The organism is Alphaproteobacteria bacterium (assembly GCA_037146715.1).
Lineage (GTDB): Bacteria > Pseudomonadota > Alphaproteobacteria > UBA7879 > UBA5542 > JBAWWO01.
On the sequence record JBAWWO010000003.1, the window covers coordinates 91,271 to 114,062 of the forward strand.

A 22,792-nucleotide genomic window follows, 5' to 3' on the forward strand; every position below is an offset into this window, starting at 1 on the left:
TAAATTAATCTAGCTATAAAACTGTGGTTTTTCGCCCAATCTTTTTTGATAGACAGGGATAGTTTCTAAAATACGCTGGATGTAGCTTCGGGTTTCCCCAAATGAAATGCTCTCAATCCAGTCCACCAAATTAACGTTTGGATCTCGAGGATCCCCAAAAGCTTTAACCCATTCAGCAGCAGGCTTAGGACCAGCATTGTAAGCCGCTAAGGTCAGAGGAATATTCCCATCATATTTTTTCATCAGATCAGATAAGTAATGAGATCCTAATGTTAAATTAATATCGGGACGCGTTGTAAGATAGTGATCTTTAAATTCAATCTTATGGCGTTTTGCCAGCTGTCTTGCCGTAGGTGCAACCAATTGCATTAAACCTTTTGCATAGGCAGAGCTGACAATTTTCTCATTAAAACCACTTTCCTGACGGATCAAAGATAAAAGCAACGGTTTTGTAAGAAAGGGAAAATCAGACGGAACAGGACGGACAGGATAGACCGCTTCCAATAAAATTGCTCCATTTTTAGCCGCAAACTTTGTACCCAAAACAATCATATGTTTTAGACCCAGATTATCAGCCACAGCTATGAGAGCTTTCGTATTGTGCGCACTCAAGGTTTTAGCTAGAAACAAAAATAAATCTTCGGATTCTTGATCAAAATGATATGTCACTAGAATTTTCAGAACATGAAAAAGCTCTTTGTCCGATTCTTTTTCTGGGCGCAATTCAGCGGTTTCCTCAAAGTCGAAATCCAGAGGTTTGTCGAGTTTTTCCAAACAGCATTGCCCATAAAATGTATGGGGAAAAATGGCTCCCTTTTTAAACCATTCCCTTGCGGTTTCTTTATTTCCAAGAGTCTCATAAGATTCGCCTGTCCAATAGGCCATTTTTGATTGGCTGATAGGGGTTTTAACTAGAGCATAAAGTTTTGAAAATCTTTTTGCAGCTTCTTTCGGGTGACCCAATTTTCTAAGCGCAAGCCAAGCAGCTAGCCACTCTCCCTCAACATAATCAATCAAATTTTCTTTTTCTTCTTCAACTAACGCTGTAGTCAAGAGGGTATGGGCCTCTAGATTTTGACCTTTTTTCATCAGGCTTCTAGCGCAGTAATTTCTATACTTTCTTAGAGACACAGGGTATTCGTGTAACAACCCACCATCCAGGGCTGTTCGAAAAAGTTCTAAGACATCTTGTTCTTTTTTAGCGGCAATATTAGCCTGAATCAGACGCACAAAGACGGCAGAATTATTTTGATAATAGGGACTCAGTTTTTTTAAGTCTCCTTTTGAAAATCTTTTTTTCTTTAGAAGGTTGTTTACGAAATTAATGGCCTCCCTTGCTCGAGTAGAAACTAGTGGCTTTATACGCTCTAATCCGTAATAGTTGCCCTCATAAATCAACCTGTTAATTCTTGCCGCATGGTCTTCTTTGGTCAGTATTTTTTTATAGGTTTTATAAAAAGATTTTTCGTCAGACTTTGTAAAATCTGTTTCCTGCCATAACTTTTGAACAAGGGCTGCCCGTTCAGGGGCATTTTTCAAGCGCGAGGCATAAGCATAGGCCATGGCGCCCTCTGAAGTTGCCACAGGGAATTTTTCAAAAAAGGTCAGCACTTCTTTGGCAGGCGTGCCCGCATTTATGGAAAGTTCAGCTTGGATGCGAATTTTCTTTTGGTCGGGCCAGCCAGAGTTTTCTTTCAAGAAATCAAAGCGTTCTTGAAAGTCACCGGAATTATTCCGAAACCATAGCCACCGCAAAATTTTAGCTTCAAGTATACAATCCTGTGGATTGGGAATGATAGGCTCTCGACCTGCTTTTAAGGCCTTTAACCCATTTTCCAGCAACTGAGCGCAGGATTGATCTTTGTAAGCCCGTAGAATTTCTTGAGAGGCATTTGAAATAAGAACAAAATTAAAAAAGATCAAAAATATATAAATCATTCGCCCAGTATGCCATTTTCTTTTGTTAAGAAGTAGAAGTATTTTGTTTCTTGTTTCTTGTTTTTTATGGAGTCAGCTCATATACTGTTTAGAAACAGGGGGTGCATCGAATATGAAAATATTTTTTGTGGCCACACATTAACCTTTGGAGGTCCTAAAATGAAAAGAAAATTTAAATTTTGGGGCTGAAGTAGCTAAGACCTAAAAGAGGGTCTATAATAGCTAGAATGTATGTAAGAAAAAGCAGATTAAGTGGAAGGCAGCAGAGCAGGCTTATAGAGCATTTTGTAGCCGGAACAACAGCGCGAGCTGCATCAGAGATAGTGGGCATCCAAGCAAACACAGCCATAAGATTTTACCATCACTTGAGAGAGCTAATTGCTTGCAAACAACCAAGCTATGAATTAGAGGGAGAGGTTGAAGCCGATGAAAGTTATTTTGGAGGAATAAGAAAGGGGAAACGAGGTCGAGGGGCTGCAGGGAAAGTCGCGGTATTCGGGCTTCTTAAGAGAGGCGGCAAAGTTTATACAGCCATCATTAATGATACAAAAACAGATACTTTAATGCCTATTATTCAAGAGAGAGTAACACCTGATAGCATTGTATATACAGATTGCTACAAGTCTTATAACGCCTTAGATGTAAGTGCCTTTCACCATATGAGGATTAACCATTCTGAATTGTTTGCTGATAGGCATAATCATATTAATGGGATAGAGAATTTTTGGAATCAGGCTAAACGTCATTTAAGAAAATTTAACGGTATTAAACGTGAGAATTTTCACTGGTTTTTGAAAGAGTGTGAGTGGCGCTTCAATGGAGGCAATCACAAAACCCTTCTAACTCAGCTCAAATCCTGGTATAAATCATCTAAACATTAATCCTTAGCTACTTCAGCCCCTAAATTATTTGGTTTATTAAGTTTACTGGGGGTGTTTTTAGGAAAAACACCCGAAAGTTTTGCTGATTTGGCCGCGGACGAAAAAAAACAAATTTTGCGCCAGGTAGATGTTTGTGCCGGTGCTGTGAAAGAGGTAAGGGTTGATGAGAAGGATAATTCAATCCGGGTTATAGTTCTGGAAAACATACTTTCTCAATCTGGAGATCCTTTTTTTAAGAAGTATGCAGTATATCTCTGTCAAGATAAAGCTTTTGGCTGCAGCTTTTCAAAAGGGGATATTGCAGTCTTTATGTCTTTTGCTGTTTTGCCGGCCACAAATGCTATACAAGCGCTCATTCCAACAGACCTTAGGAGGGATGCATGCTTCATTCGTAATGGTAGTCTACTCCTCGTGAACGTATCTACATCTACTGAGATAGAACCTCAAACACCCAGAAAAGGGATTCTTTCTGCAATTAGGAAACGATTCCTTCGTAAGGGTGAGCGTTGAAAGCTGGCTCAACATAGTTGATCCAGCCCGAAGTAGGGATCAAACATATCAAATATTTGCTTTTCTGGAATATGAAAAAACCTTTGTCTAAAGTTCAAAAATAGTTTATTGATAAGACTATGAATTTGGGAATTTCTATGAATAAAATCTTTGCCTCTTTGATGCTTTTGTTGTTGGTTTCTTGTTCTGCCAAAAAAGATGATAGTTTGCGCGTTCCAAAAACCGTGCGCGAACGTCGGGAAGCTAAAATTGAGGGGTTGTTGTTTGATGAACCCATTTATGAAAGCACCAAATCAAAGAAAAATGCAACAAAGGGGATTGGGGTTAATACTTACCTTTGGAAGGCCAGCTTAGAAGCCACATCTTTCTTGCCCAAGAAATCTGTTGACCCTTTCGGGGGCACCATTTTAACGAATTGGTATATTCCCACAGAAACACCCAAGGAACGACTAAAGGTTGAAGTGATTATCACGGGCCGGGAATTGAAGTCAGATGCGCTGAAAGTTTCCATCTTTAGACAGAAACAAGATAAGTTCAATAAATGGAAGGACCAAGTGGTGAACGCTAAAACCGTTGACCAATTTGAAGACACCATTTTGACTCGTGCCCGCGAATTGAAAATTGCGGAAGAAAAATAATTTTATCCAGTACCCTTGATGTCAACACCTTATAATTTTAAAAAAGTCGAGCCTAAGTGGCAGAAGCATTGGGCTGAGCAGAATTGCTTTGCAGCCCACGATGATAAACCCAACAAGTATTACGTATTAGAAATGTTGCCCTATCCATCGGGCCGCCTGCATATGGGCCATGTACGCAACTACGTGATGGGGGATGTGGTGGCGCGCTCTAAAAAAGCACAGGGCTTTAACGTGTTGCATCCTTTTGGTTGGGATGCCTTTGGACTACCTGCTGAAAACGCAGCCATTCAAAACAAAACGCACCCTGCCAAGTGGACACGGGAAAATATTCAAACTATGAAGGGCCAAATTCAGTCTTTGGGCCTTAGCTATGATTGGTCACGGGAACTTGCAACCTGTGAACCCGAGTACTACCAACACGAACAAAAAATGTTTCTGGATTTTTTGGCTAAAGACTTGGCTTATCGGAAAGAATCTTGGGTGAACTGGGACCCGATTGAACAAACGGTTTTAGCCAATGAACAAGTGGTTGATGGTAAGGGTTGGCGATCAGGCGTGCCCGTTGAACGAAAGCTTTTATCCCAATGGTTTTTGAAAACAACAGCCTTTGCAGAAGACTTGCTGCAATCTTTAGAAACCCTAAAAGACTGGCCCGCGAAAGTTACAACCATGCAGCACAACTGGATTGGGAAATCCGTTGGGGCCTATATTGATTTCAAACTGAATGATTCTGCAGATTCAATTCGCGTATTTACAACCCGGCCGGATACCTTGTTTGGCGCTTCCTTTTTAGCCATTTCTCCGGATCATCCTTTAGCGACGAAATTGGCAAAGGATAACAAAATTTTACAAAAATTCATTGAAGAATTTAAAGCCTTGGGAACCAGCGAAAAAAGTCTTCAGACCACTGAGAAAAAAGGTTTCTTAACGCACCTTAAGGTTGCATCGCCCTTTGAACCTGATCAGCTGCTGCCCGTCTTTGTGGCTAATTATGTGCTTATGGACTATGGCACTGGGGCTGTTTATGGATGCCCAGCTCATGATGAGCGGGATTATGAATTTGCCCATAAATACAAGTTACCCATTCGCCCTGTGCTTTCTGCATTGCCTCATGGGGAGCCCCTGGATGTTTCTAAGGAAGCTTATGGGGGGGAAGGATTCCTGTGTAATTCTGGATTTTTAAATGGGCTTTCTATAGAGGCTGCCAAGATAAAAGCTATCGACGCTTTGCAAAAACAATCCTTGGGTGAATCCACGATCATCTATCGTTTAAAGGATTGGGGGGTTTCTCGCCAACGGTATTGGGGCTGCCCAATTCCGATTATTTACTGTGATCATTGTGGGGTGGTTCCAGTTCCTGCGGATCAGTTGCCCGTGACTTTGCCTGAAGACGTGACCTTTGATAAGCCAGGCAATCCCCTGGAACATCACCCCACCTGGAAACATACAACGTGCCCAAAATGTAAGGGGAAAGCACGCCGTGAGACGGATACTTTTGATACTTTTTTTGAATCCTCTTGGTACTTTTTAAGATATTGTTCCCATCCAACAGATAAGGCTTTTGATCGATCTATTACAGAATCTTGGATGCCTGTCGACCAGTATATTGGTGGGGTTGAGCATGCGGTGATGCATTTGCTGTATTCCCGATTTTTCATGCGGGCCCTTTCTGCGTGTGGGTATTTGAAATTGGATGAACCTTTCAAAGCCCTGATGACCCAGGGCATGGTATGTCACGAAACTTATCGCACAGCAGATGGCCAGTGGGTTTACCCGGGCGATGTTGTATTCAAGGAAGGCAAAGCTTATTCCACAAAGGGAGAAGCGCTAAAAATTGGCCCTTCTGAGAAGATGAGTAAATCCAAGTGTAATGTGGTGGACCCATCTGACATGCTGGAAGCTTATGGAGTTGATACAGTCCGCTTATTTATTCTTTCTGACTCACCTCCTGATCGGGACTTCGACTGGTCTGAAGCAGGGTTACAAGGGTGTTGGCGTTATGTGAACAAGTTGTGGAAGTTGCTGGATGAGGTGACAGAAAAGTATTGTGGATCTTCCGGTGGGCAGCCTTCTGCTAAGGCCCAAGCGGTTGAAAAGAGACTGCATCAAACCATTTTGGCAGTAAAACAGGACTATGAACAATTTCATTTCAATAAAGCAATTGCCCGTGTTCGTGAGTTGTCTAATGCGATTGAAGATCTTTCTTTAGATCATAAAGATGACCTTGCTGTAGCCTATGAATCTCTTAAGGTTTTGTTGCAACTGATTGCCCCCATGATGCCTCATTTAGCTGAAGAAGCGTGGCAAAGTCTTTATAAGGAATCGGGATTTATTTTTGATGCCCCCTGGCCCAAGGCAGATCCTAAACTTGCCGCGGAAGATAAGATTATCCTCGCGGTTCAGGTGAACGGCAAGATGCGGGGAACCTTGGAAGTTGACAAGGGTTTGACAGAAAAAGATCTGCTAGAGTTAGCGCTAAATATGCCAACCGTTCAAGGGGCTGTGGCTGATAAAAGCATTAGAAAAACGATTGTAATTCCGAATAGGGTGGTCAATATTGTTGTATAATTTGGGTCTTATTATTCTATCCTTGTTTCTTTCCAGCTGTGGATTCACACCCCTGTATAACCAAAAGTCTGATGGCTATTTGGGCCAAGTTAAGGTGGGAACCATTGAGGAAAGATCAGGGCAAATTTTGCGCAATATTTTGCTGGAGTCCTTTTCTCCCTTTGGGGAAGAACGCCCTCTTTATGAAATAAATGCCCAGGTTAATTATTCGACCCGCAATCTATCTGTGCAAAAGGACGCAACTACAACCAGGGCTCAGGCCGTTGTGCAGGTTGATTTTTCTCTGACTCACATTGGGTCTGGAAAAGTCTTGTTTAAGGGAACGGAATCATCGGTCGCTGACTATAATATTTTGACCTCATCCCCCTATTCCACATTGATTTCTAAAAAAGATGCCCATGTTCGTTTGCTAGATGGCATTGCTCTTGGTATCCGCAGACAAGTTGCCACTTTTTTCAAGGGATACAAACCTAAAAATCATGAAAATAAACAAGGCTGATCTTTCTTCAACCCTTAAAAAACAAGGGACTACTTTTAAGTCTTTGTTGTTTTATGGGGATCAAGAGGGTTGGGTGGCCTCAGAAGTTGAGAATGCCCTTCGCCTCAATTTTCCTAAGACTCCCATTAAACGAATTTATGAAGAAGTTTTACTCCAAAAGAAAATTTTTCTATCAGACCTTTTATCTTCCAACAATCTTTTTGGAGACAATGAGCTGATTCTAGTCACCCAAGCAACGGACAAGCTGTGTCCCCTTTTAAAGGAAGTTTTGTCTCAAGATCGAGACACCCTATTTATTGTTCAATCATCCGAATATCTGGGACCTTCTTCCAAATTAAGGCAGCTTTATGAAAAAGAATCTACCTTGGGATCTATTCCCTGTTATGCCCCTGATGTACGCACTTTAAGTGCTGCGGTTAAGAATTATTTTGCCTCAGAACAAAAGATTATTTCCGATGCTTTGGCTCATCAAGTGGCAGGATTGTTTCTGAAGGATGCCTCCCTGTTAAGTAGTGAACTGAAAAAGCTGTGTACGTATATGGGAGATAAAACCCATGTACTGGAAGAAGATATCGCAAAGGTCCTAAGCCCCTTAGTCACGGAAGATACGCAAAGGTTAGTGGCGTCATTTTTGGCTAAAGATAAAAAAGCACTGCAAGAGGAATGTGATCTGAATAAAGTGAGCAACCCCATTGGTTTAATTCGGGAACTGTTGAACAAATTGATTCGCTTGCATCATGCTAAAGCCTTGGCGGGCACCCATTCCGCGGATCAACTTTTATTCATGGTATCTCCCCCCGTTTTCTTTACAGAAAAAGCCCAATTTTTAAATCAGTTGCGCTTGTGGAATGCACAAGATCTTGAGACAACGGTTTTGAAACTGTTGGCATTAGAGTCTCAATGTAAATTGAATAGTCAACTATCTGAAGATTTGTTCAAAAACTTTTGTTTGAAGTTCTAGGATTTCTTTGGTACCCTAAAAAAAACAGGGGGAACCATGAACGCTATTTCTAAAAAGATTTTCTTAAGCATTATTTTTTTGAGCCTTATGGGTCTTGCCATGCCGTCAGATTCTGTTGCAAGCCAGCAGGATGCACGGACCCTGTTTTGGAATAAAATATATTCATCTACGCAGTCAAAAGTTACAGAACTTGTGCATGGAAATAATAACGAAACTAAAACCCCAAAAGATGAATTGACCTATTCAGTGGCTAAGGCCCTTATGCAGTATTTTGATACTCATCCAAAAGTTGCAAAAATTGATCCGCTGATCAACAGATTGTTAAATAAGTTGGTGGTTAGCATGAAGTTTTTTGTAACAACACAGGGCCATTCAACTGCTAAAATTGAAAGCATTTTGAATAGCGAATTGTCCCAAATCCCTGCTAGTGATTTGAAGAGCTAAGAGCTTTTAGCCTGGGTTCTATTTTTTTAAGAACTTCTTCGTGATCCCTTAGAGGAGGGTAAGAAAATTTGTCAAAAGTTCCCATAAAGTTGCGAACAAAGCCCTTTTCTTTCAGATCAGAAATAAACTTACTCAATCGGTTGGATCGAGATTTAAGCTCAAGAACATAAACAGATTTTTCGGTTGTCAGAGCTTCGCTTATCATAGACACGGAATCCGTTGTTACGACCAAGAAATCAGCCAACCCTAAAAATCCTAAATAGGGGTTGTCGCCCGTTCCATCCCAAAAATAGGCAGGAGTGTCTTGCAGGGCTTCTTTAAAGGCTGTTAAGGCTTCAGAGGGCGTCCGCCGGGACGCAGTAATCAAAAAACCCATGGGGTTCTTCAAAGCAGCCTTTCGGATCAAACCCCCGAATTCCTTCATAAGTTCTAGCGTCATGGAGTGGTGTCGACTGTTGCCGCCCAACATAATAGTGGCTAAAGGCCGCGGCAAAGAGGGTAATAATTTTTCCCATTTTTTGGCCTCAATCCTTAAAGTTTCCTTTTTCAAAAAAGCCATGGCCCCTGTAATGGAAATGACATTTTTTCCCACCAGTTCATCATGGGAAGGAGCAATAATAAAATCAAACTTGGCTGGGTCCAAATGAGGGTTTTGAATATAAATAACCAGAATTTTCGGGCCTAATAACTTCTTGATGGCCGCTAAGGGAGCCGCTGCAATTCGGCTGGATCCGATAATAACCTGGGGCCATGGGCCATTCAGTAAATTCCCTTTTGCTGATAAACCCTTTAAGGGGCAAAACCATAGACGAGGCGGCAAAAACTTCCAGGGATTGCGGGCCTGAATTCTTTTTACTTCGGGCGTTAGGTTAAGCAGGCTAGCTAGGGCTAAGCATTGCTTTTCCGTACCGATTTTTCCGTCCGTTACAATCCAAGTTTTCAAAGATTTCAAAGTTTTTCCCTTGCTTTTTATGGGATAGAAACGGAGGATTCCAGTGCCACAACACTTAGAATCCCACCAACCATATAAACCTAGAAATAAGGTCTAAATGACTAACAACTAGGAAAACTTAACCTATTTTTTCTAACTTTTAAAGAGATTTGATAAAGGTAAGGATGGATTTTTGGGGTGAGTCCGAGGAAAACAAGAGCTCGTTTCTATGAGACCATCTTTACTTAATCCAGTTTTTCTGCCATGTATTAGGAATGGTTAAACACTCAACAGAGCAAAAGAAATTTTTGGCCTTTATCAAGTCTGCAAAGGAAACAAATCCTCCTTTTGGGCCGGATACTCGATACTATCTTGACCTATACGAACACTTCCGCTTAGGCAAATGGTTTCAAAGCTGGAACTGGGCTGTGTTTTTACTTAGTTTTTTTGATCTTGATTACTATTGGTTTCTTTATCGTCGTATGTATTGGAATGCATTTTTTCTTTTCCTTGGGCGTACAACCTTTATTGTAAGTCTGATTTTTGCTCTCCAAAAGGTTAATTTGGGCCCCTATCTGCCCAAAATTATCATTTATCTTTTTAGAATGATTTTGTCTTTAGGTTTAGGAGTTTTTGCTAATGCTTTGTACTTTAAATTTGTAAAAAGAAAAATGTATTCAGTAAAGCCGGGCCAAGGCCTTGGGCCAAATCCCATTTTACCTATTATTGTTTTGATGATTCAAATAGCTTATTTATCAATGATTTTCAGATTACTTATCGATCAGCCAGAAGCCTTTAAAAAGTTATTACAAGGATTTTACTTTTCATGAACCAAATTGCTGTTATAGGATGCGGAGATTGGGGCAAAAACAGTGTTAAGACGCTGGCTCGTCTACATAAGTTGGGGGCATTGGTTGATCATCCAACACCTGATAAAATTGCCCTGGCGAATCAGTATAATCTGAAGATTTCATCTCTTGAGGAAGTCCTGGCCAGCCCTCTTATTAAGGGTTGTGTGATTGTGACCCCCACGGCAACTCACTTTCCTTTGGCTGAAGCGTGTCTGAAAGTGGGAAAGCATGTTTTTTTAGAAAAGCCTTTTACAGCGAATGTCCTGCAAGCAGAAAAGCTTGTGAGCTTGGCTGAAAAAGAGCATCTGTCTTTAATGGTGGGGCATTTGCTTAGATATCATCCTGCTTTCTTAAAGGTTGTGGAATGTGTTCAACAGGGGTTGGTTGGTTCTGTCATTACCATTGAATCTTTTCGTAAGAATTTGGGAAAAATATTCCCCAAGGAAGGCATTCTGTGGGATATGGGCCCCCATGATTTATCGATGATTTTGACGCTTATGGGCAAAAATCCAAAGAAAATTCTTGCTGTTGGACAGTCTTGTTTTGTAGAGCCCTATTTAGATATTTGCAGTCTGTATTTAGATTATGGTTCTATCAAAACCAGCAGCCATCTTTCTCGCGCTCATTTTCAAAAGGAACAACGTCTTGTGGTGACGGGCGAAAAGGGAACTCTAGTTTTTGATGATACAAAGCCGTGGGGTGAAAAGGTTGTGTTTTATAAAACCTATGCGGAAAAAAAGGATGGATCTTTCATTTTGCATAAAGATCTTCAGGGGACTGCCTTGCCTTTATCGCCTGCCGAACCTTTGCAACTAGAGCTTGAACATTTCGTTCAAGCGGTTGAAAAGGGCACGAAACCTTTAACCGATGGACATGAGGCCTTGCAGGTTATTAAAATTCTATCAGCAGCAGAAACATCTTTAAACCAGGGAATGTGGGAAAAAATTTAAAAGAAAAAATATTTTTCTCTTTTCCCCTTGCCATGGATGATCTTATGGTGTAAAAATTTCCTTAATGATAGGGAGTACTTAGCAGAAGGGAAATAGCAAAAAATCTTCTTCATCTAACTCCTATAAAAAACCTCAAATGCTATTCTTTTTTGTTTAGGTTTCCCTGTCAGTTTCTATGGGGGCTGCTATTAGTATAACATCGTCAAATTCTGTTCGAGCTGCCGCAAGTGTGTTGAAGAAAACACGCTTGGAGAGAGGCTATAAGGTTACAGATGTTGTGCGCGCCCTGAATATCAGCGAAGATTACGTGAAAGCTTTAGAATCTGGTGATGTAAGTCGATTGCCTTCGGAAGTTTATGTTATTGGATTTGCTAAGTCCTATGCTCATTTTTTGGGTATTGATGAACAAACTGTTGTCAAATCCTTTAAAGAAGTTTTTCAAAAACCTGAAATTCAAGAACCAAATGACAAACTAGAAGAAAAGGGCGCAATGCCCTCTTTTAATCTGAAAGCTCTTCAAGATTTTTTTCAAATGATAAATGCAAAACAACTTTTAAGCATTTTGGGATTTTTGTTGCTAGCTATTGTGGGGTACAAGGTCATAAAGTCTGGATCTAAAGACACACCTGTGGTTGAAGATGTTGTGCTTGCACAAGAAAAACCAAAATCCCAATCAATAATTCAGCCTGCAAAAACAATGGAAGCACCCGTTGTTGTGGAGCCTGCTAACACTCAGATGGTTCCACCGTCAAGAACAGCTAAATATCCCTTTGCAGTGATGGATGTTAAATATGTAAAGCCAGTTGCTCCTCAACCTACTCAGGAAGAAAAAGATTCACCAGATGTTTCCTCTGGAGATAGCTCAACGTCTCAAGTATCTCTGTTAAACCTGGCAAAAAGCTCAATTGATCAAAACAAGACAGCTGAGTAATCTTTCAGAACGGTATTATTTCCTTTAAAAATTCCTAATATTATTCTATTTTAAAGATATAGTTTATTTGAAGGATTTTGATGGCCTATAAATTTTCGCAAACAAAAAAGATTTCCTTTTTTTCAGAAGAAGTTAAGTTCTTTTTCATTAAAAGACTGATTGAACTTTCAGGCCTTTTCTTGATTGTGCTGGGGTTTGTTAGTTTTGCAAGTCTGGCCAGCTATAGGGCGGGGGATCTTTCTTTCAATACGTTTTCTCAAGAGCCTATCCATAACCTTATGGGCTCTTTTGGCAGTCATTTTGCTGATTTATTATTTCAAACTTTTGGCCCCATTGCCTATATTATTCCCTTTATCTTTTTTGCCTGGGGTGCTCATGTAGCGTTGTTACGCCATGTTAACCATATGAAGTGGCGATTATTTGTTTTGATTGCTGCCTTATGTGCCTTGTGTGTGGGTAGTACTTTGTTTAGTCACAGTTCAGCCTTTGGGCTTCTTTTGGCCTATCGCTTAGATGTTGTTGGGAACATCTCTGACTTTATTCCTATCACATTGTTCAAGCTTCTTTTAGGGGTTGCAGGGGGGGCGGCCTATCTATGGTCGCTGGATATTCCAAAGGAAATGCGTGACTTCGTTGCCCAAGGCTTTTTGAAGATTGGAACCTATGTCTGGGGGCTTATTCGCAACCTGATTTTCAAAGATCCCTTTCCTGAATCAACGCCGGCCCCTGTTATGGCAGAAAGCTTTGCTACAGAATCTGTGGAAATGGCAGAGGAGGTTGATTTTGATGAAGCCCCCCAAGCCCTTTCCCCCGTCAAAGAAAAGATAAAACCGGTGATGGAATTGCCAAAAGTTGCAAGGGAACGGAACATGAATTACAAAAGCCCGCCCTTGGATTTGTTGCAAGAAGACAGCAACTTAAAGACTCCTCCTATTCAAAAACAAGCGTTGCAAGAACAGGCGGATAAGCTGCTTTCCACATTGCAAGATTTCGGGGTTCAGGGAGAAATTTCAAATGTTTACCCAGGCCCTGTTGTAACGCTTTATGAATTTAAACCAGCGCCGGGCATGAAATCATCCCGGATTATTTCCCTGTCTGACGATATTGCCCGGTCCATGAGTTCAGTTTCTGCCCGTATTGCAAATATTCCAGGCTACAATGCCTTGGGCATAGAGTTACCCAACCCCACCCGTCAAACGGTTTATATGCGGTCTTTATTACAAGACCAAACCTATGATAAAACGGCGGCCCATTTGCCCTTGATTTTGGGGAAAAACATTAGTGGGGAGCCCATTGTGGCAGATTTAAGCAAAATGCCCCATTTGTTGGTGGCGGGAACAACTGGATCCGGTAAATCTGTGGCGATTAATGCCATGATTTTATCTTTGATTTACAAGTTGTCTCCTGAAGAATGCAAATTCATTATGATTGACCCTAAGATGCTGGAACTTTCTGTTTATGATGGTATTCCACATTTGTTAAGCCCCGTAGTCACAGATCCTCATAAAGCCGTTATGGCCCTGAAATGGACCGTTCACGAAATGGAAAACAGGTATCAAGCTATGTCTAAGCTAGGCGTGCGGAATATTGAGGGCTACAACCATCGGATCATGCAGGCTAAAGAAAAGGGTGAAAATTTAACCCGCCGTTTGCAAACGGGTTTTGAGCCGCAAACCGGAAAACCTATTTTTGAAGACCAACCTATTGAGCTGAAACCCTATCCCTTTATCGTTGTCATCGTGGACGAAATGGCGGACCTGATGTTGGTGGCGGGGAAAGATATTGAAACAGCGGTGCAGCGCTTGGCTCAGATGGCGCGGGCGGCGGGAATTCATTTGATTATGGCCACCCAACGACCCTCGGTTGACGTTATCACAGGAACTATTAAGGCAAACTTCCCGACCCGGATTAGTTTTCAGGTGACCTCAAAAATTGACAGCCGCACCATTCTAGGCGAACAAGGGGCCGAGCAGCTTCTGGGGCAGGGAGATATGCTTTATATGGCGGCAGGGGGGCGCATTTCCCGTATTCATGGCCCCTTTGTGAGAGACCAGGAAGTTGAGCGTATTGTGCAGTTTGTAAAGTCTCAAGGAGATCCAGAATACGAAACCTCAATCACAACAGAAGAGTCAGAGGGCGCAGGGTTCTATGGGGCTGAAAATTCAGGAGACGGTCTTTACGATCAGGCCATGAATTTGGTTCTGCAAGAAAGAAAAGTATCCACTAGCTTCATCCAACGGCACTTGCAAATTGGCTATAATCGGGCCGCCCGCATTGTTGAGAAGATGGAGCAGGAGGGTGTTGTCAGCAAACCCAACCATGTGGGGAAGCGGGAAATTTTGGTGGGGAATTAGCAAAAACCTAGCCTTTTGGCCCTTTATTTCGCTCGTACTCGACGCAAAAATCTAGGTTTTTTTCCTTTTCCGTCATTGCGAAGAAATTCGAAGAAGTTCTGTGGCAATCCAGCTTCCTTTTTACACAGGGCGTTCCACCCTGGTTACTCCGTAACAGCTGGATCACGACTCCCCCTTTGGGCCTCAAGGATGACGGAAATGGTCAGGTTTCGGTGCTTTCCCAACATTCGTATACTAAGGGTCAAGTCCCTATGTTACACCAACTCCTCCGACTGCAAATAGGTCGGAATAACGCATTTCCAATGAAATTTGGCCTCAACTTTTGCTTTCATGGATTCTGCGGAATCTGACTCCCCATGCGTAATGAAAACCTTCTTGGGGGCTTTCTTGAAGTGACTTAACCATTTCAGCATTTCTGCGTAATCCGCATGGGCAGACAAGTTACTCATGATCAACACTTTCGCCTTGATAGAGGTCATTTGTCCGTGAATTTTAACAATTTTCTCCCCATCCACAATCAACCGACCTAGCGTTCCCTCGGCTTGGTAACCCGTAAACAGAATGGTGTTGCGTTGATCAGGCCCCAGAGTTTTCAAATGGTGCAGCACACGTCCCCCCGTTGCCATACCGCTGGCGGCAATAATCACACAGGGAAATTTTGAGTTCATAATTTTCTTGGACTCATCAACCGAGTTGATATAGGTCGCAACCGCATTCAGCTTGGCACAGTGCTCGGGCCTTAGGTGATGCTCTTCAATATGCCGCACATAAATATCCGTCACATTTTCAGCCATAGGACTGTCTAAAAAAATGGGTAGATCGGGGATTTTCTTTTTCTCTTTTAGTTGGGAAATATAATACAAAACGCTTTGGGCGCGCCCCACGGCAAAGGCGGGGATCAGCACGGTTCCCCCGCGCGCAGCTGTTTCATTGATGAAAGTTTCCAGCTGATCTTCAGGATTTTCTGTACTGTGGAGGCGATCTCCATAGGTGGATTCCATCACCAAATAATCTGTTTCTTCAATGGGGTCTGGGTCCCGCATGATGGGGTCATGGGTGCGGCCCATATCGCCCGTGAACACAATCGTTTTGGTGCCGTGGGTTAGGCGAATGCACGCTGCCCCCAAAATATGACCAGCGCGGGAAAAAACAAAACTGCAGTCCTGATCAAGCTTAAAGGATTTATCAAAGGGAATCGTTGAAAATTGACCCATAATTCTTTCAGCTTCCTCTTTTGTATACAAAGGAAGGGCTGGAGTATGGCGGGAAAAGTGATGCTTATTGGCATAGAATGCATCCTCTTCCTGAATATGGCCGCTGTCGGGCAATAAAATAGCGCACAGCTCTTTGGTTCCTGGGGTTGAATAAATGGGTCCCTTGAATCCATTTTTCACAAGAACGGGCAGATAGCCCGTATGATCCAAGTGGGCATGGGTTAAAATGACGGCGTCAATTTTAGAGGGATCAATCGATAGTTTTTCCCAGTTTCGTTCGCGCCATTCCCGCGGCCCCTGAAACAAACCGCAATCAATCAGCACTTTTTTATCATTGATTTCGAGTAAATATTTAGAGCCTGTAACCGTCCCTGCGGCTCCTAAAAATGAAATTTTCATGAAATAAAGCCTCTCTTTTTTTATGAGTATAGCAGATTTAATGCCCCATCAAATTCTTTTCGTTAGTTTTTAGCCAGTGCTTGGCTTTTTTGTAATGGGGATCCAGCTGCTCAACCAGTTTCCAGAATTTGGGACTGTGGTTCATTTCTTTCAGGTGCGCTACCTCGTGGGCTGCAATGTAAGACGCAACCTCAAAGGGTGCCAGGGTCAACCGCCAATTAAAGTTCAGTGCCCCTTGGCTAGAGCAGCTTCCCCAGCGCGTTCTGGCATCTCGAATGGTAATCCGCTGAAAGGAAACACCCAGTTCTGTCGCATATTCCCGACTCATTTTTTCAAAAAAGACTTCGGCTTCTTCCTTTAAAAACGTCACCAGCATGTGCCGCAACTGCTCAGGCTTGCCACCAATCCATAAAATCCCTTGATCTTTTTTCACTTTTTTGTGGCGCAGAGGATCATGCTTTAAAAGATACGGCATCCCAAAAATTTCAATAGTTTGGTCGTACTCAAACTGAAAATGTTGCACACTATTGATGTGTTTTTCAATCCAGATTTTTTTGTCATTCAGGAAATGTTTCAAAACGGTTTGGGGCGTTCCCATGGGACTGGTTAAGGTCACCACCGTATTCCGAATAGTCAATCGAATGGTTCGAGATCTGGCGGAGGGCTTCCACTGAACGAAGATAGTTTTTTCTGTTAGATCGAGAGGGATTAATACCATTTCTATAAATTAACGATTACTTCGGGAAACTGCAAGATCCTGGTATAAGGGGATGAGAATTCAGTAAAAAACTGTCGTTGCCAGGATTGCTTCGTCGGGGCTGTGCCCCATCCTCGCAACGACGTTTTTTATGTTATGGTTTCAAGACTACTTTCGCAGTTTTGCGAAGTAATCGTTAATTTTGAAATGGTACTAAGCGTTCTCGCGTTCGTTTTTCTTTCGCATAAGCTTTCGAAAACGACGAACGGCTTCAGACTTTTCACGAGCCTTACGCACTGAGGGTTTTTCATACCCTGCACGCAGCTTAATTTCACGGAACACGCCTTCACGTTGTAGTTTTTTCTTTAAAACACGCAAAGCCTGCTCAACGTTGTTATCATGAACATTTACAAGCACTAATCTCACATCCTTTCATAAAATGTCTTTTAGATATAAACAAAATTTCCCTAAAAAGAAAGCATAATTTTATAAAAACCTATTGCAAAAGAAAGTATCTTCCGTCACTTTTGAGAAAAGACAAAGGAAAGACATGCAGATTGTTACGGGCGGTGCCGGATTTATAGGATCAAATATTGTGAAAGCACTGGAAGATCGAGGGTTTCACGATACGGTTATTTGTGACTGGTTAGGAACAGACCATAAATGGCAAAATATCGCCAAGCGTGAAGTGGGATCCATCATTCAGCCCCAGGAGTTATTTCAGTTTTTGAACCAAAATGTGTCGCGCATTGATACCATTTTTCACATGGGGGCTATTTCGTCCACCACAGAAACAGATGCGGATGCGATTATTACCAATAATTTCCGCCTTTCTCAGGGGCTTTGGTCTTGGTGCAGTATTCACAAGAAACGGTTTATTTACGCGTCTTCCGCTGCCACCTATGGAGGTGGCAAGCAGGGATTCATTGATGATGAAACCCCAGAATTTTTAAGCCATCTTCGTCCTCTGAATGCATATGGGTGGAGTAAACATCTGTTTGACCGATGGGTTGCCCGTGTTTCTAAGGGAACGACTGAGGCCCCAACCCAGTGTGTGGGACTGAAATTTTTCAACGTTTATGGGCCGAATGAATACCACAAGGGCGGCCAACGAAGCGTTGTGGAGCAAGCCTTTGGGCGCGCGCAAGCGGGGGAAGCTATTAAGCTTTTTAAATCGTATACCTCTAAGTATCGGGATGGGGATCAACTGCGAGATTTCATTTACGTGAAAGACTGCGTCGATGTAGCCATGTGGTTTTTTGACAACCCTGATGCTGAAGGTCTTTATAACGTGGGCACGGGGGAAGCGCGCACTTTCAACCACCTGGCCGAGGCCGTGTTCGCAGCCTTGAAACTAACAAAAAGAATCGAATATATTGATATGCCAGAAACCCTGCGCACCCAATATCAGAACTTTACCCAGGCAGAAATGAATAAGCTGAGGGGGGCCGGATACAACAAAATGTTCACGTCTCTGGAAGAGGGTGTTGAGGACTACATCAAGAACTTTTTGAATACGGCGGATCCGTATTTGTAGGCATTCTTCCATGCAATTATGGAGTCAGACTCCATTTTTACATAGACATTTTATTCATAATTAACGACAGAAAAAGAAAAGTAACATGAAAAAAATTTGGGTTTTTATCTGCCTTGGTTTGTGTTTGGCAACACATGCTTCTGCAAAACCTTCATGTCAGGATTCAAGACAAGAAGTATTTAATGCACTAGCATCAGAAGTGAGTGCCCAGATGGAAAAATATGCCCAGAAGATGGGAACAAAAAAATGGACCTATGAAACCGCTGTAAAAGATCTGCCTTGCCAGGTGGGTAGTTTAACGAAACTTCTTATGCAATCTAAAAATGAAAGAGATCGACACCAGCAAACAGATGCAGAAATTAGGGAAAGAATTTCCGATGAATTGGCGGATCTTTTGTCTCTAGTTATATTTATTGCCCATGAACAGAATATTAATCTGGCAGATGCGTGGCAGAAAATGCTAGAAAGCGATGAAAATAAATTCAAAAAACATGCTGCCAAAAAGATAAAGCTTGAACAATTACAGTAAAAAGGAAAACCCCATGACTCTGTCCCCGTTGGCGTTATGCGCATTGTATCCCTTATAAAATTTAAGGATAACCTCATTTGCAGCTTTGAAGTTTTTCTGTAACTTATTCCTTTGAAGGTAAGGGAAGCGAAATATTTGGAAAATAATAAAACGTGTCTTTATCAGTTTCCCAGTATCTCTCAGAAATACCTAGTTTTTTTTGAGTGGACAGAAATACTTCAAATCACTATGATGACTCGATTAATATTAAGCATGTGGAGAAACATTCATGTCTAAAAAAACAACATCATCTATCATAGAAGTTGCAGGTCTTAAGTTAGAGCCTTATATTCCGGCGAGCAAGTCTTTACCAGAAATTACAATTAAAGCGGTTATTTTAAGTCTTATTCTGACGGCGTTCATGGCGGCGGCGAATGCCTATTTGGGGCTAAAGATCGGTATGACGGTGGCGGCGACTATTCCAGCAGCGGTTATTTCTATGGCAGTGCTTAGTCTTTTTAAGAAGTCGAATATTTTAGAAAACAACCTTGTTCAGATTACGGTTTCAACGGGGGAATCTTTGGCGGCGGCCTCTGTATTTACCCTGCCTGGTCTTATTCTGATAGGATATTGGAAGGTTTTCCCCTTTTGGCAAGTTGCTATTTTGCTGGCTACAGGTGGTGTTCTGGGGGTTCTTTTGTCTATTGTTCTGCGTCGCGCTTTGGTTGTAGATGCGGGCCTGAAATTCCCTGAAGGTGTTGCTGCAGCGGAAGTATTGAAGGTTGGTGATGGAAAAGAAAGCAAAACTGAGGCTAAGGGCCTGTTTATGGGCGCCATTTTTGCCGTTCTTTTGAAGTTTGGCCAATCTGGATTTTCTATATTCAATGAAGGTATTGGGGTTTGGAAACGAGTTTCTGATACAGTTATTGGCGGAAATGTAGGATTTTCAGCCATTATGGTTGGGGCTGGTTACATCGTTGGTATTTCTGTTGGTGTTGGTGCCCTTATCGGGTGTGTGCTCGGATGGGGGATTTTGGTTCCTTATTATGCGCATCTGACTCCAGATCTGACATCAGCTGCTGAGTCTGTAGCCTCAGGTGTATGGGTTAGCAAAGTTCGAATCATCGGCGTGGGTGCCATGGTTATTTCAGGGCTTTGGATTGCTTTATGTTTCCTAGGATCTATGAAAAAAGCCATAACAGACGCAATCAAAGCTGTCAAAGTTTCTCGCTCTAATAAAGACTTAGGAATTCTTTCTTTAAGGACTGAAAAAGATATTCCGATTACTTATGTTGGTTGGGGAATTTTGGGTGTTGCGATCGTAATGTTTGCTTTGATTCATTACATTTTTGGTGCCCAAGGTCTAACCCCAGAAGGGGTTGCCTATTACTGGCCAATCGTGGGGGCAATCACTTTGTCTACCCTGGCCATTACCTTCCTGATGACGGTTGTGTATGGTTATATCATGGGTATCATAGGATCTACAAACTCACCTTTGTCAGGGATGACAATTATGGGTGTTTTGTTTGTTTCTTGCCTACTCTTGATTTTGTTGTCTCACCATATTGGCAGTACAGTTTCCATTGTTGCTATGGCATCAATTGGATTACTGTTCGCGGGCTTTATTGCGGGCTCTATTGTTGTGGGCGCCGAAACTTTGCAAGATTTCAAAGCCGGTCAAATTGTAGGGGGAACACCTTGGAAATTACAGGTTATGCTGATCGTCGGGGTGATTGTTTCTGCCTTGATCATGGCACCAACTTTGAACCTGTTGTTACAAGCTTATGGTATTGGCGATGTATTGCCCGATCCCTCTATGGATCCAACAAAATCTTTGGCTGCCCCGAAAGCGATGTTAATGGCAACCATTGCCCAAAATATTTTCGGTCATACAATGGATTGGAGTTTGCTTTCTATCGGTATTGCGATTGGCGTTGTGGCAATTATTGTGGACGAATATCTGAAATACAGAAAATCTGCAATTACCATTCCTAGCTTGTCCGTAGCCTTTGGTATTTACATGCCGCTTGACATCATCGTTCCCATTTTTATCGGGGGATTGATTGCTTATCTGGCAGAGCGCCATATTCTGTCTCAAGAAAAAACTGCAGGGGCTGACTTTGAAAAGAAAGCCTCTCATGTGCGTCATCGCGGATTATTGGTGGCTGCAGGTTTGGTTGCGGGAGAATCTATCATTGGTGTGCTGATTGCCTTAATTCTTGTCTGTGGCGGGCCTGTGAAAGAATTGGTTCAGTCTGTCCAAGTGCCTGAATTATTCAAAATGCTTTTGACTATTCCTTTCTTTGCTTATATCTGTTGGTATTTGTATAAGAAATCTTCTTGTTTCAAAAGATAGATAAAGGCGAGGATGCGGAAAAAATCTTCAGAATTGAGTCAACGTTGCCTGAAAGTCGGCGAAGAAATTCGCCGACTTCTTTCAGCTATTTTCCAAGAAGAAGAATTTTGGCATCCTGAATTAGGGGGGCATAGCGTTATCGTTACGGAAGTTCGCTTAAGCCCAGACCTAAGCCACGCTAAAGTATTTTTCGTAACGCTCAACAACGAAGATCCAAAAAAGATTGGCGATTTGTTGAAGAAAGAAAAACACGCCATTCGAAAAATTCTAGCTAAAAAACTTCAGCTGCGCATAACACCAGATCTGTTTTTTACCTTTGATGAATCTTTGAGCCAGGGGCATCGAATTGATTCGTTGCTGAATGACTCTGGCGATCTTGGAGGCGAGCCAAAAGCATAGGAGTTTTCTGGTCATCGTGAGCCCCAGAGTGTGTGCAAAAGAAAGTGAAAAAATGTCTTTCAACGGTTGGGTGATTCTGGATAAGCCTTTAAATATGTCTTCGTTCTTTGCTGTCAAGAAAGTTCGGCAACTCTTTAATATATCAAAAGTAGGCCATGGGGGAACGCTCGATCCCTTAGCGTCTGGCATTTTGCCCATTGCTTTGGGGGAAGCCACCAAGTTAATTCCCTTTATTATGGATAAAAAGAAAACTTATGAATTCACCGTTCGTTGGGGAATGCAAACCTTAACCGATGATGTGGAAGGGGATGTTGTTGAAACCTCAACCATGCGCCCCACAGAAGCAGAAATTCTGAAAGCGTTGTCTCACTTTCTGGGGGATATTCAGCAAAAACCACCGGCCTTTTCAGCCCTGAAAATTAAGGGAGAGAGAGCCTGCGACAAAGCCCGACGGGGGGAAGAGGTTGATCTGGCCCCCCGCACCATTCGCATTGAGCAGCTGGAGTTGTTGGAAATTCCTGACGAAAATCATGCCACTTTTCGGGTTATCTGCGGCAAAGGCACCTATGTGAGAAGTTTAGCCCGGGATTTAGCCATTCAGTTAGGCACCGTTGGACATGTTTCTTACCTACGCAGAACGGCTGTGGGCCCCTTTTTGCTTAAGAATTCAGTGTCTTTTGAGAAAATGCTTGAACTTAAGGAGGGTTCTGCGCTAAAAGAGTTAGTACATTCGCTGTCTCTTGTGCTGGACGACATCCCGGTGATTGTTTTGAACGACGTTGATTTGCTGCACCTTAAACAAGGTCAGAAGATCAAAATAGACCAAAATAATTTCCCAAGAGAATGTGTGATGGCGTGTGAAGATGATCAAAAAATCTTTCATGCTTTGGCGCGAATAGAAGGTTCTATTCTGGTGCCAATACGTGTGTTTAATATTTGAAAGGAGAAAACGATGTCGAAATTAAAGAAAACAACTATTCAGGAATTTGCTACAAAAAAAGGGGACACAGGTTCCCCAGACGTTCAGGTAGCTTTGCTTACAGGTCGCATTAAAATGCTAAGCGGACATCTGAAAAAAAATCCAAAAGATTTACATTCTCAACGGGGTTTGATCCTTATGGTGGGTCGCCGTCGCCGGTTGTTAGATTATCTGAAAAGAATATCCATGGAACGTTATCAAGATATTTTGAAGCGTTTAGGGCTCCGTTACTAAAAGTTAGGAAAAA

General features: G+C 42.2%; 22 protein-coding genes. 17 read left to right on the forward strand and 5 right to left on the reverse strand.

Going from position 1 to position 22,792, the window contains the following annotated elements; translation table 11 throughout:
• Nucleotides 1-9: 9 nt before the first annotated feature.
• The gene (locus tag WCG05_02045; protein ID MEI8320777.1) at nucleotides 10-1,938 is read right to left on the reverse strand and encodes a lytic transglycosylase domain-containing protein; all 1,929 of its coding nucleotides are present in this window, start codon (nucleotides 1,936-1,938) and stop codon (nucleotides 10-12) included.
• A 227-nt stretch (nucleotides 1,939-2,165) separates the two neighbouring features.
• On the opposite strand from WCG05_02045, the gene WCG05_02050 reads away from it, so the two are divergent.
• The 7 genes from WCG05_02050 to WCG05_02080 all read left to right on the forward strand — a co-directional run bounded on the left by WCG05_02050 (nucleotide 2,166) and on the right by WCG05_02080 (nucleotide 8,439).
• Nucleotides 2,166-2,819, forward strand: a complete 654-nt coding sequence (locus WCG05_02050) for an IS1595 family transposase (protein MEI8320778.1) — start codon at nucleotides 2,166-2,168, stop codon at nucleotides 2,817-2,819.
• A gap of 51 nt (nucleotides 2,820-2,870) precedes the next feature.
• Nucleotides 2,871-3,329: a hypothetical protein gene (locus WCG05_02055; GenBank protein ID MEI8320779.1), complete on the forward strand. Its 459-nt coding sequence runs from the start codon at nucleotides 2,871-2,873 to the stop codon at nucleotides 3,327-3,329.
• Nucleotides 3,330-3,466: 137 nt separating this feature from the next.
• A complete protein-coding gene (locus WCG05_02060; protein MEI8320780.1) occupies nucleotides 3,467-3,967 on the forward strand; it encodes a DUF3576 domain-containing protein in 501 nt (166 codons plus the stop codon).
• Nucleotides 3,968-3,985: 18 nt separating this feature from the next.
• Nucleotides 3,986-6,535 carry a leucine--tRNA ligase gene (gene leuS / locus WCG05_02065; GenBank protein ID MEI8320781.1) on the forward strand — a complete coding sequence of 850 codons (2,550 nt, stop codon included), beginning with the start codon at nucleotides 3,986-3,988 and terminating at the stop codon, nucleotides 6,533-6,535.
• The gene (locus WCG05_02070) at nucleotides 6,525-7,034 is read left to right on the forward strand and encodes a hypothetical protein (GenBank protein MEI8320782.1); all 510 of its coding nucleotides are present in this window, start codon (nucleotides 6,525-6,527) and stop codon (nucleotides 7,032-7,034) included. The genes leuS and WCG05_02070 overlap by 11 nt, the downstream gene beginning before the upstream one ends.
• Nucleotides 7,015-7,995 carry a hypothetical protein gene (locus tag WCG05_02075; GenBank protein ID MEI8320783.1) on the forward strand — a complete coding sequence of 327 codons (981 nt, stop codon included), beginning with the start codon at nucleotides 7,015-7,017 and terminating at the stop codon, nucleotides 7,993-7,995. Before WCG05_02070 ends, WCG05_02075 begins: the two co-directional genes overlap by 20 nt.
• Nucleotides 7,996-8,031: 36 nt before the next feature.
• Entirely contained in the window at nucleotides 8,032-8,439 is a 408-nt protein-coding gene (locus WCG05_02080) for a hypothetical protein (protein MEI8320784.1), read from the forward strand.
• Here WCG05_02080 and WCG05_02085 read toward each other — a convergent pair.
• Nucleotides 8,420-9,391, reverse strand: coding sequence for a mitochondrial fission ELM1 family protein (locus WCG05_02085; GenBank protein ID MEI8320785.1), 972 nt, complete (start codon nucleotides 9,389-9,391; stop codon nucleotides 8,420-8,422). The two genes, WCG05_02080 and WCG05_02085, sit on opposite strands and share 20 nt — an antisense overlap.
• A 254-nt stretch (nucleotides 9,392-9,645) precedes the next feature.
• Here WCG05_02085 and WCG05_02090 point away from each other — a divergent pair, with 254 nt between their 5' ends.
• The 4 genes from WCG05_02090 to WCG05_02105 all read left to right on the forward strand — a co-directional run bounded on the left by WCG05_02090 (nucleotide 9,646) and on the right by WCG05_02105 (nucleotide 14,456).
• Nucleotides 9,646-10,200: a hypothetical protein gene (locus WCG05_02090; protein MEI8320786.1), complete on the forward strand. Its 555-nt coding sequence runs from the start codon at nucleotides 9,646-9,648 to the stop codon at nucleotides 10,198-10,200.
• A complete protein-coding gene (locus WCG05_02095; protein MEI8320787.1) occupies nucleotides 10,197-11,171 on the forward strand; it encodes a Gfo/Idh/MocA family oxidoreductase in 975 nt (324 codons plus the stop codon). The genes WCG05_02090 and WCG05_02095 overlap by 4 nt, the downstream gene beginning before the upstream one ends.
• Nucleotides 11,172-11,400: 229 nt before the next feature.
• Nucleotides 11,401-12,102, forward strand: coding sequence for a helix-turn-helix transcriptional regulator (locus WCG05_02100; GenBank protein ID MEI8320788.1), 702 nt, complete (start codon nucleotides 11,401-11,403; stop codon nucleotides 12,100-12,102).
• A gap of 80 nt (nucleotides 12,103-12,182) precedes the next feature.
• Nucleotides 12,183-14,456 carry a DNA translocase FtsK 4TM domain-containing protein gene (locus tag WCG05_02105; GenBank protein ID MEI8320789.1) on the forward strand — a complete coding sequence of 758 codons (2,274 nt, stop codon included), beginning with the start codon at nucleotides 12,183-12,185 and terminating at the stop codon, nucleotides 14,454-14,456.
• Between the two features lie 254 nt (nucleotides 14,457-14,710).
• Here WCG05_02105 and WCG05_02110 read toward each other — a convergent pair whose 3' ends face one another.
• The 3 genes from WCG05_02110 to rpsU form a co-directional block, all read right to left on the reverse strand.
• Entirely contained in the window at nucleotides 14,711-16,069 is a 1,359-nt protein-coding gene (locus WCG05_02110; protein ID MEI8320790.1) for an MBL fold metallo-hydrolase, read from the reverse strand.
• Between the two features lie 37 nt (nucleotides 16,070-16,106).
• A complete protein-coding gene (locus WCG05_02115; GenBank protein MEI8320791.1) occupies nucleotides 16,107-16,787 on the reverse strand; it encodes a SprT family zinc-dependent metalloprotease in 681 nt (226 codons plus the stop codon).
• Between the two features lie 192 nt (nucleotides 16,788-16,979).
• A complete protein-coding gene (gene rpsU, locus WCG05_02120; GenBank protein ID MEI8320792.1) occupies nucleotides 16,980-17,183 on the reverse strand; it encodes a 30S ribosomal protein S21 in 204 nt (67 codons plus the stop codon).
• 133 nt (nucleotides 17,184-17,316) lie between these two features.
• Between rpsU and rfaD the strand changes: the two genes are divergently transcribed.
• The 6 genes from rfaD (at nucleotide 17,317) to rpsO (ending at nucleotide 22,779) form a co-directional block, all read left to right on the forward strand.
• Nucleotides 17,317-18,303, forward strand: coding sequence for an ADP-glyceromanno-heptose 6-epimerase (rfaD, locus tag WCG05_02125; GenBank protein ID MEI8320793.1), 987 nt, complete (start codon nucleotides 17,317-17,319; stop codon nucleotides 18,301-18,303).
• An 85-nt stretch (nucleotides 18,304-18,388) separates the two neighbouring features.
• Nucleotides 18,389-18,832: a hypothetical protein gene (locus tag WCG05_02130; protein ID MEI8320794.1), complete on the forward strand. Its 444-nt coding sequence runs from the start codon at nucleotides 18,389-18,391 to the stop codon at nucleotides 18,830-18,832.
• 268 nt (nucleotides 18,833-19,100) lie between these two features.
• Nucleotides 19,101-21,167 carry an oligopeptide transporter, OPT family gene (locus tag WCG05_02135; GenBank protein MEI8320795.1) on the forward strand — a complete coding sequence of 689 codons (2,067 nt, stop codon included), beginning with the start codon at nucleotides 19,101-19,103 and terminating at the stop codon, nucleotides 21,165-21,167.
• A 12-nt stretch (nucleotides 21,168-21,179) separates the two neighbouring features.
• Nucleotides 21,180-21,566, forward strand: a complete 387-nt coding sequence (gene rbfA, locus WCG05_02140) for a 30S ribosome-binding factor RbfA (GenBank protein ID MEI8320796.1) — start codon at nucleotides 21,180-21,182, stop codon at nucleotides 21,564-21,566.
• A gap of 16 nt (nucleotides 21,567-21,582) precedes the next feature.
• Complete coding sequence (gene truB, locus WCG05_02145) at nucleotides 21,583-22,506, forward strand: tRNA pseudouridine(55) synthase TruB (protein ID MEI8320797.1); 924 nt, start codon at nucleotides 21,583-21,585, stop codon at nucleotides 22,504-22,506.
• A gap of 12 nt (nucleotides 22,507-22,518) precedes the next feature.
• A complete protein-coding gene (gene rpsO, locus WCG05_02150) occupies nucleotides 22,519-22,779 on the forward strand; it encodes a 30S ribosomal protein S15 (protein MEI8320798.1) in 261 nt (86 codons plus the stop codon).
• The last annotated feature ends 13 nt before the right edge of the window (nucleotides 22,780-22,792 follow it).

What these genes read in the sequence shown, in the direction of transcription:
- WCG05_02045 (MEI8320777.1), bottom strand. Translation starts at nt 1,938, where the DNA reads ATGATTTATATATTTTTGATCTTTTTTAATTTTGTTCTTATTTCAAAT.
- WCG05_02050 (MEI8320778.1), top strand. Translation starts at nt 2,166, where the DNA reads ATGTATGTAAGAAAAAGCAGATTAAGTGGAAGGCAGCAGAGCAGGCTT.
- WCG05_02060 (MEI8320780.1), top strand. Translation starts at nt 3,467, where the DNA reads ATGAATAAAATCTTTGCCTCTTTGATGCTTTTGTTGTTGGTTTCTTGT.
- leuS (MEI8320781.1), top strand. Translation starts at nt 3,986, where the DNA reads ATGTCAACACCTTATAATTTTAAAAAAGTCGAGCCTAAGTGGCAGAAG.
- WCG05_02075 (MEI8320783.1), top strand. Translation starts at nt 7,015, where the DNA reads ATGAAAATAAACAAGGCTGATCTTTCTTCAACCCTTAAAAAACAAGGG.
- WCG05_02080 (MEI8320784.1), top strand. Translation starts at nt 8,032, where the DNA reads ATGAACGCTATTTCTAAAAAGATTTTCTTAAGCATTATTTTTTTGAGC.
- WCG05_02090 (MEI8320786.1), top strand. Translation starts at nt 9,646, where the DNA reads ATGGTTAAACACTCAACAGAGCAAAAGAAATTTTTGGCCTTTATCAAG.
- WCG05_02095 (MEI8320787.1), top strand. Translation starts at nt 10,197, where the DNA reads ATGAACCAAATTGCTGTTATAGGATGCGGAGATTGGGGCAAAAACAGT.
- WCG05_02105 (MEI8320789.1), top strand. Translation starts at nt 12,183, where the DNA reads ATGGCCTATAAATTTTCGCAAACAAAAAAGATTTCCTTTTTTTCAGAA.
- WCG05_02110 (MEI8320790.1), bottom strand. Translation starts at nt 16,069, where the DNA reads ATGAAAATTTCATTTTTAGGAGCCGCAGGGACGGTTACAGGCTCTAAA.
- WCG05_02115 (MEI8320791.1), bottom strand. Translation starts at nt 16,787, where the DNA reads ATGGTATTAATCCCTCTCGATCTAACAGAAAAAACTATCTTCGTTCAG.
- rfaD (MEI8320793.1), top strand. Translation starts at nt 17,317, where the DNA reads ATGCAGATTGTTACGGGCGGTGCCGGATTTATAGGATCAAATATTGTG.
- WCG05_02130 (MEI8320794.1), top strand. Translation starts at nt 18,389, where the DNA reads ATGAAAAAAATTTGGGTTTTTATCTGCCTTGGTTTGTGTTTGGCAACA.
- WCG05_02135 (MEI8320795.1), top strand. Translation starts at nt 19,101, where the DNA reads ATGTCTAAAAAAACAACATCATCTATCATAGAAGTTGCAGGTCTTAAG.
- rbfA (MEI8320796.1), top strand. Translation starts at nt 21,180, where the DNA reads ATGCGGAAAAAATCTTCAGAATTGAGTCAACGTTGCCTGAAAGTCGGC.
- rpsO (MEI8320798.1), top strand. Translation starts at nt 22,519, where the DNA reads ATGTCGAAATTAAAGAAAACAACTATTCAGGAATTTGCTACAAAAAAA.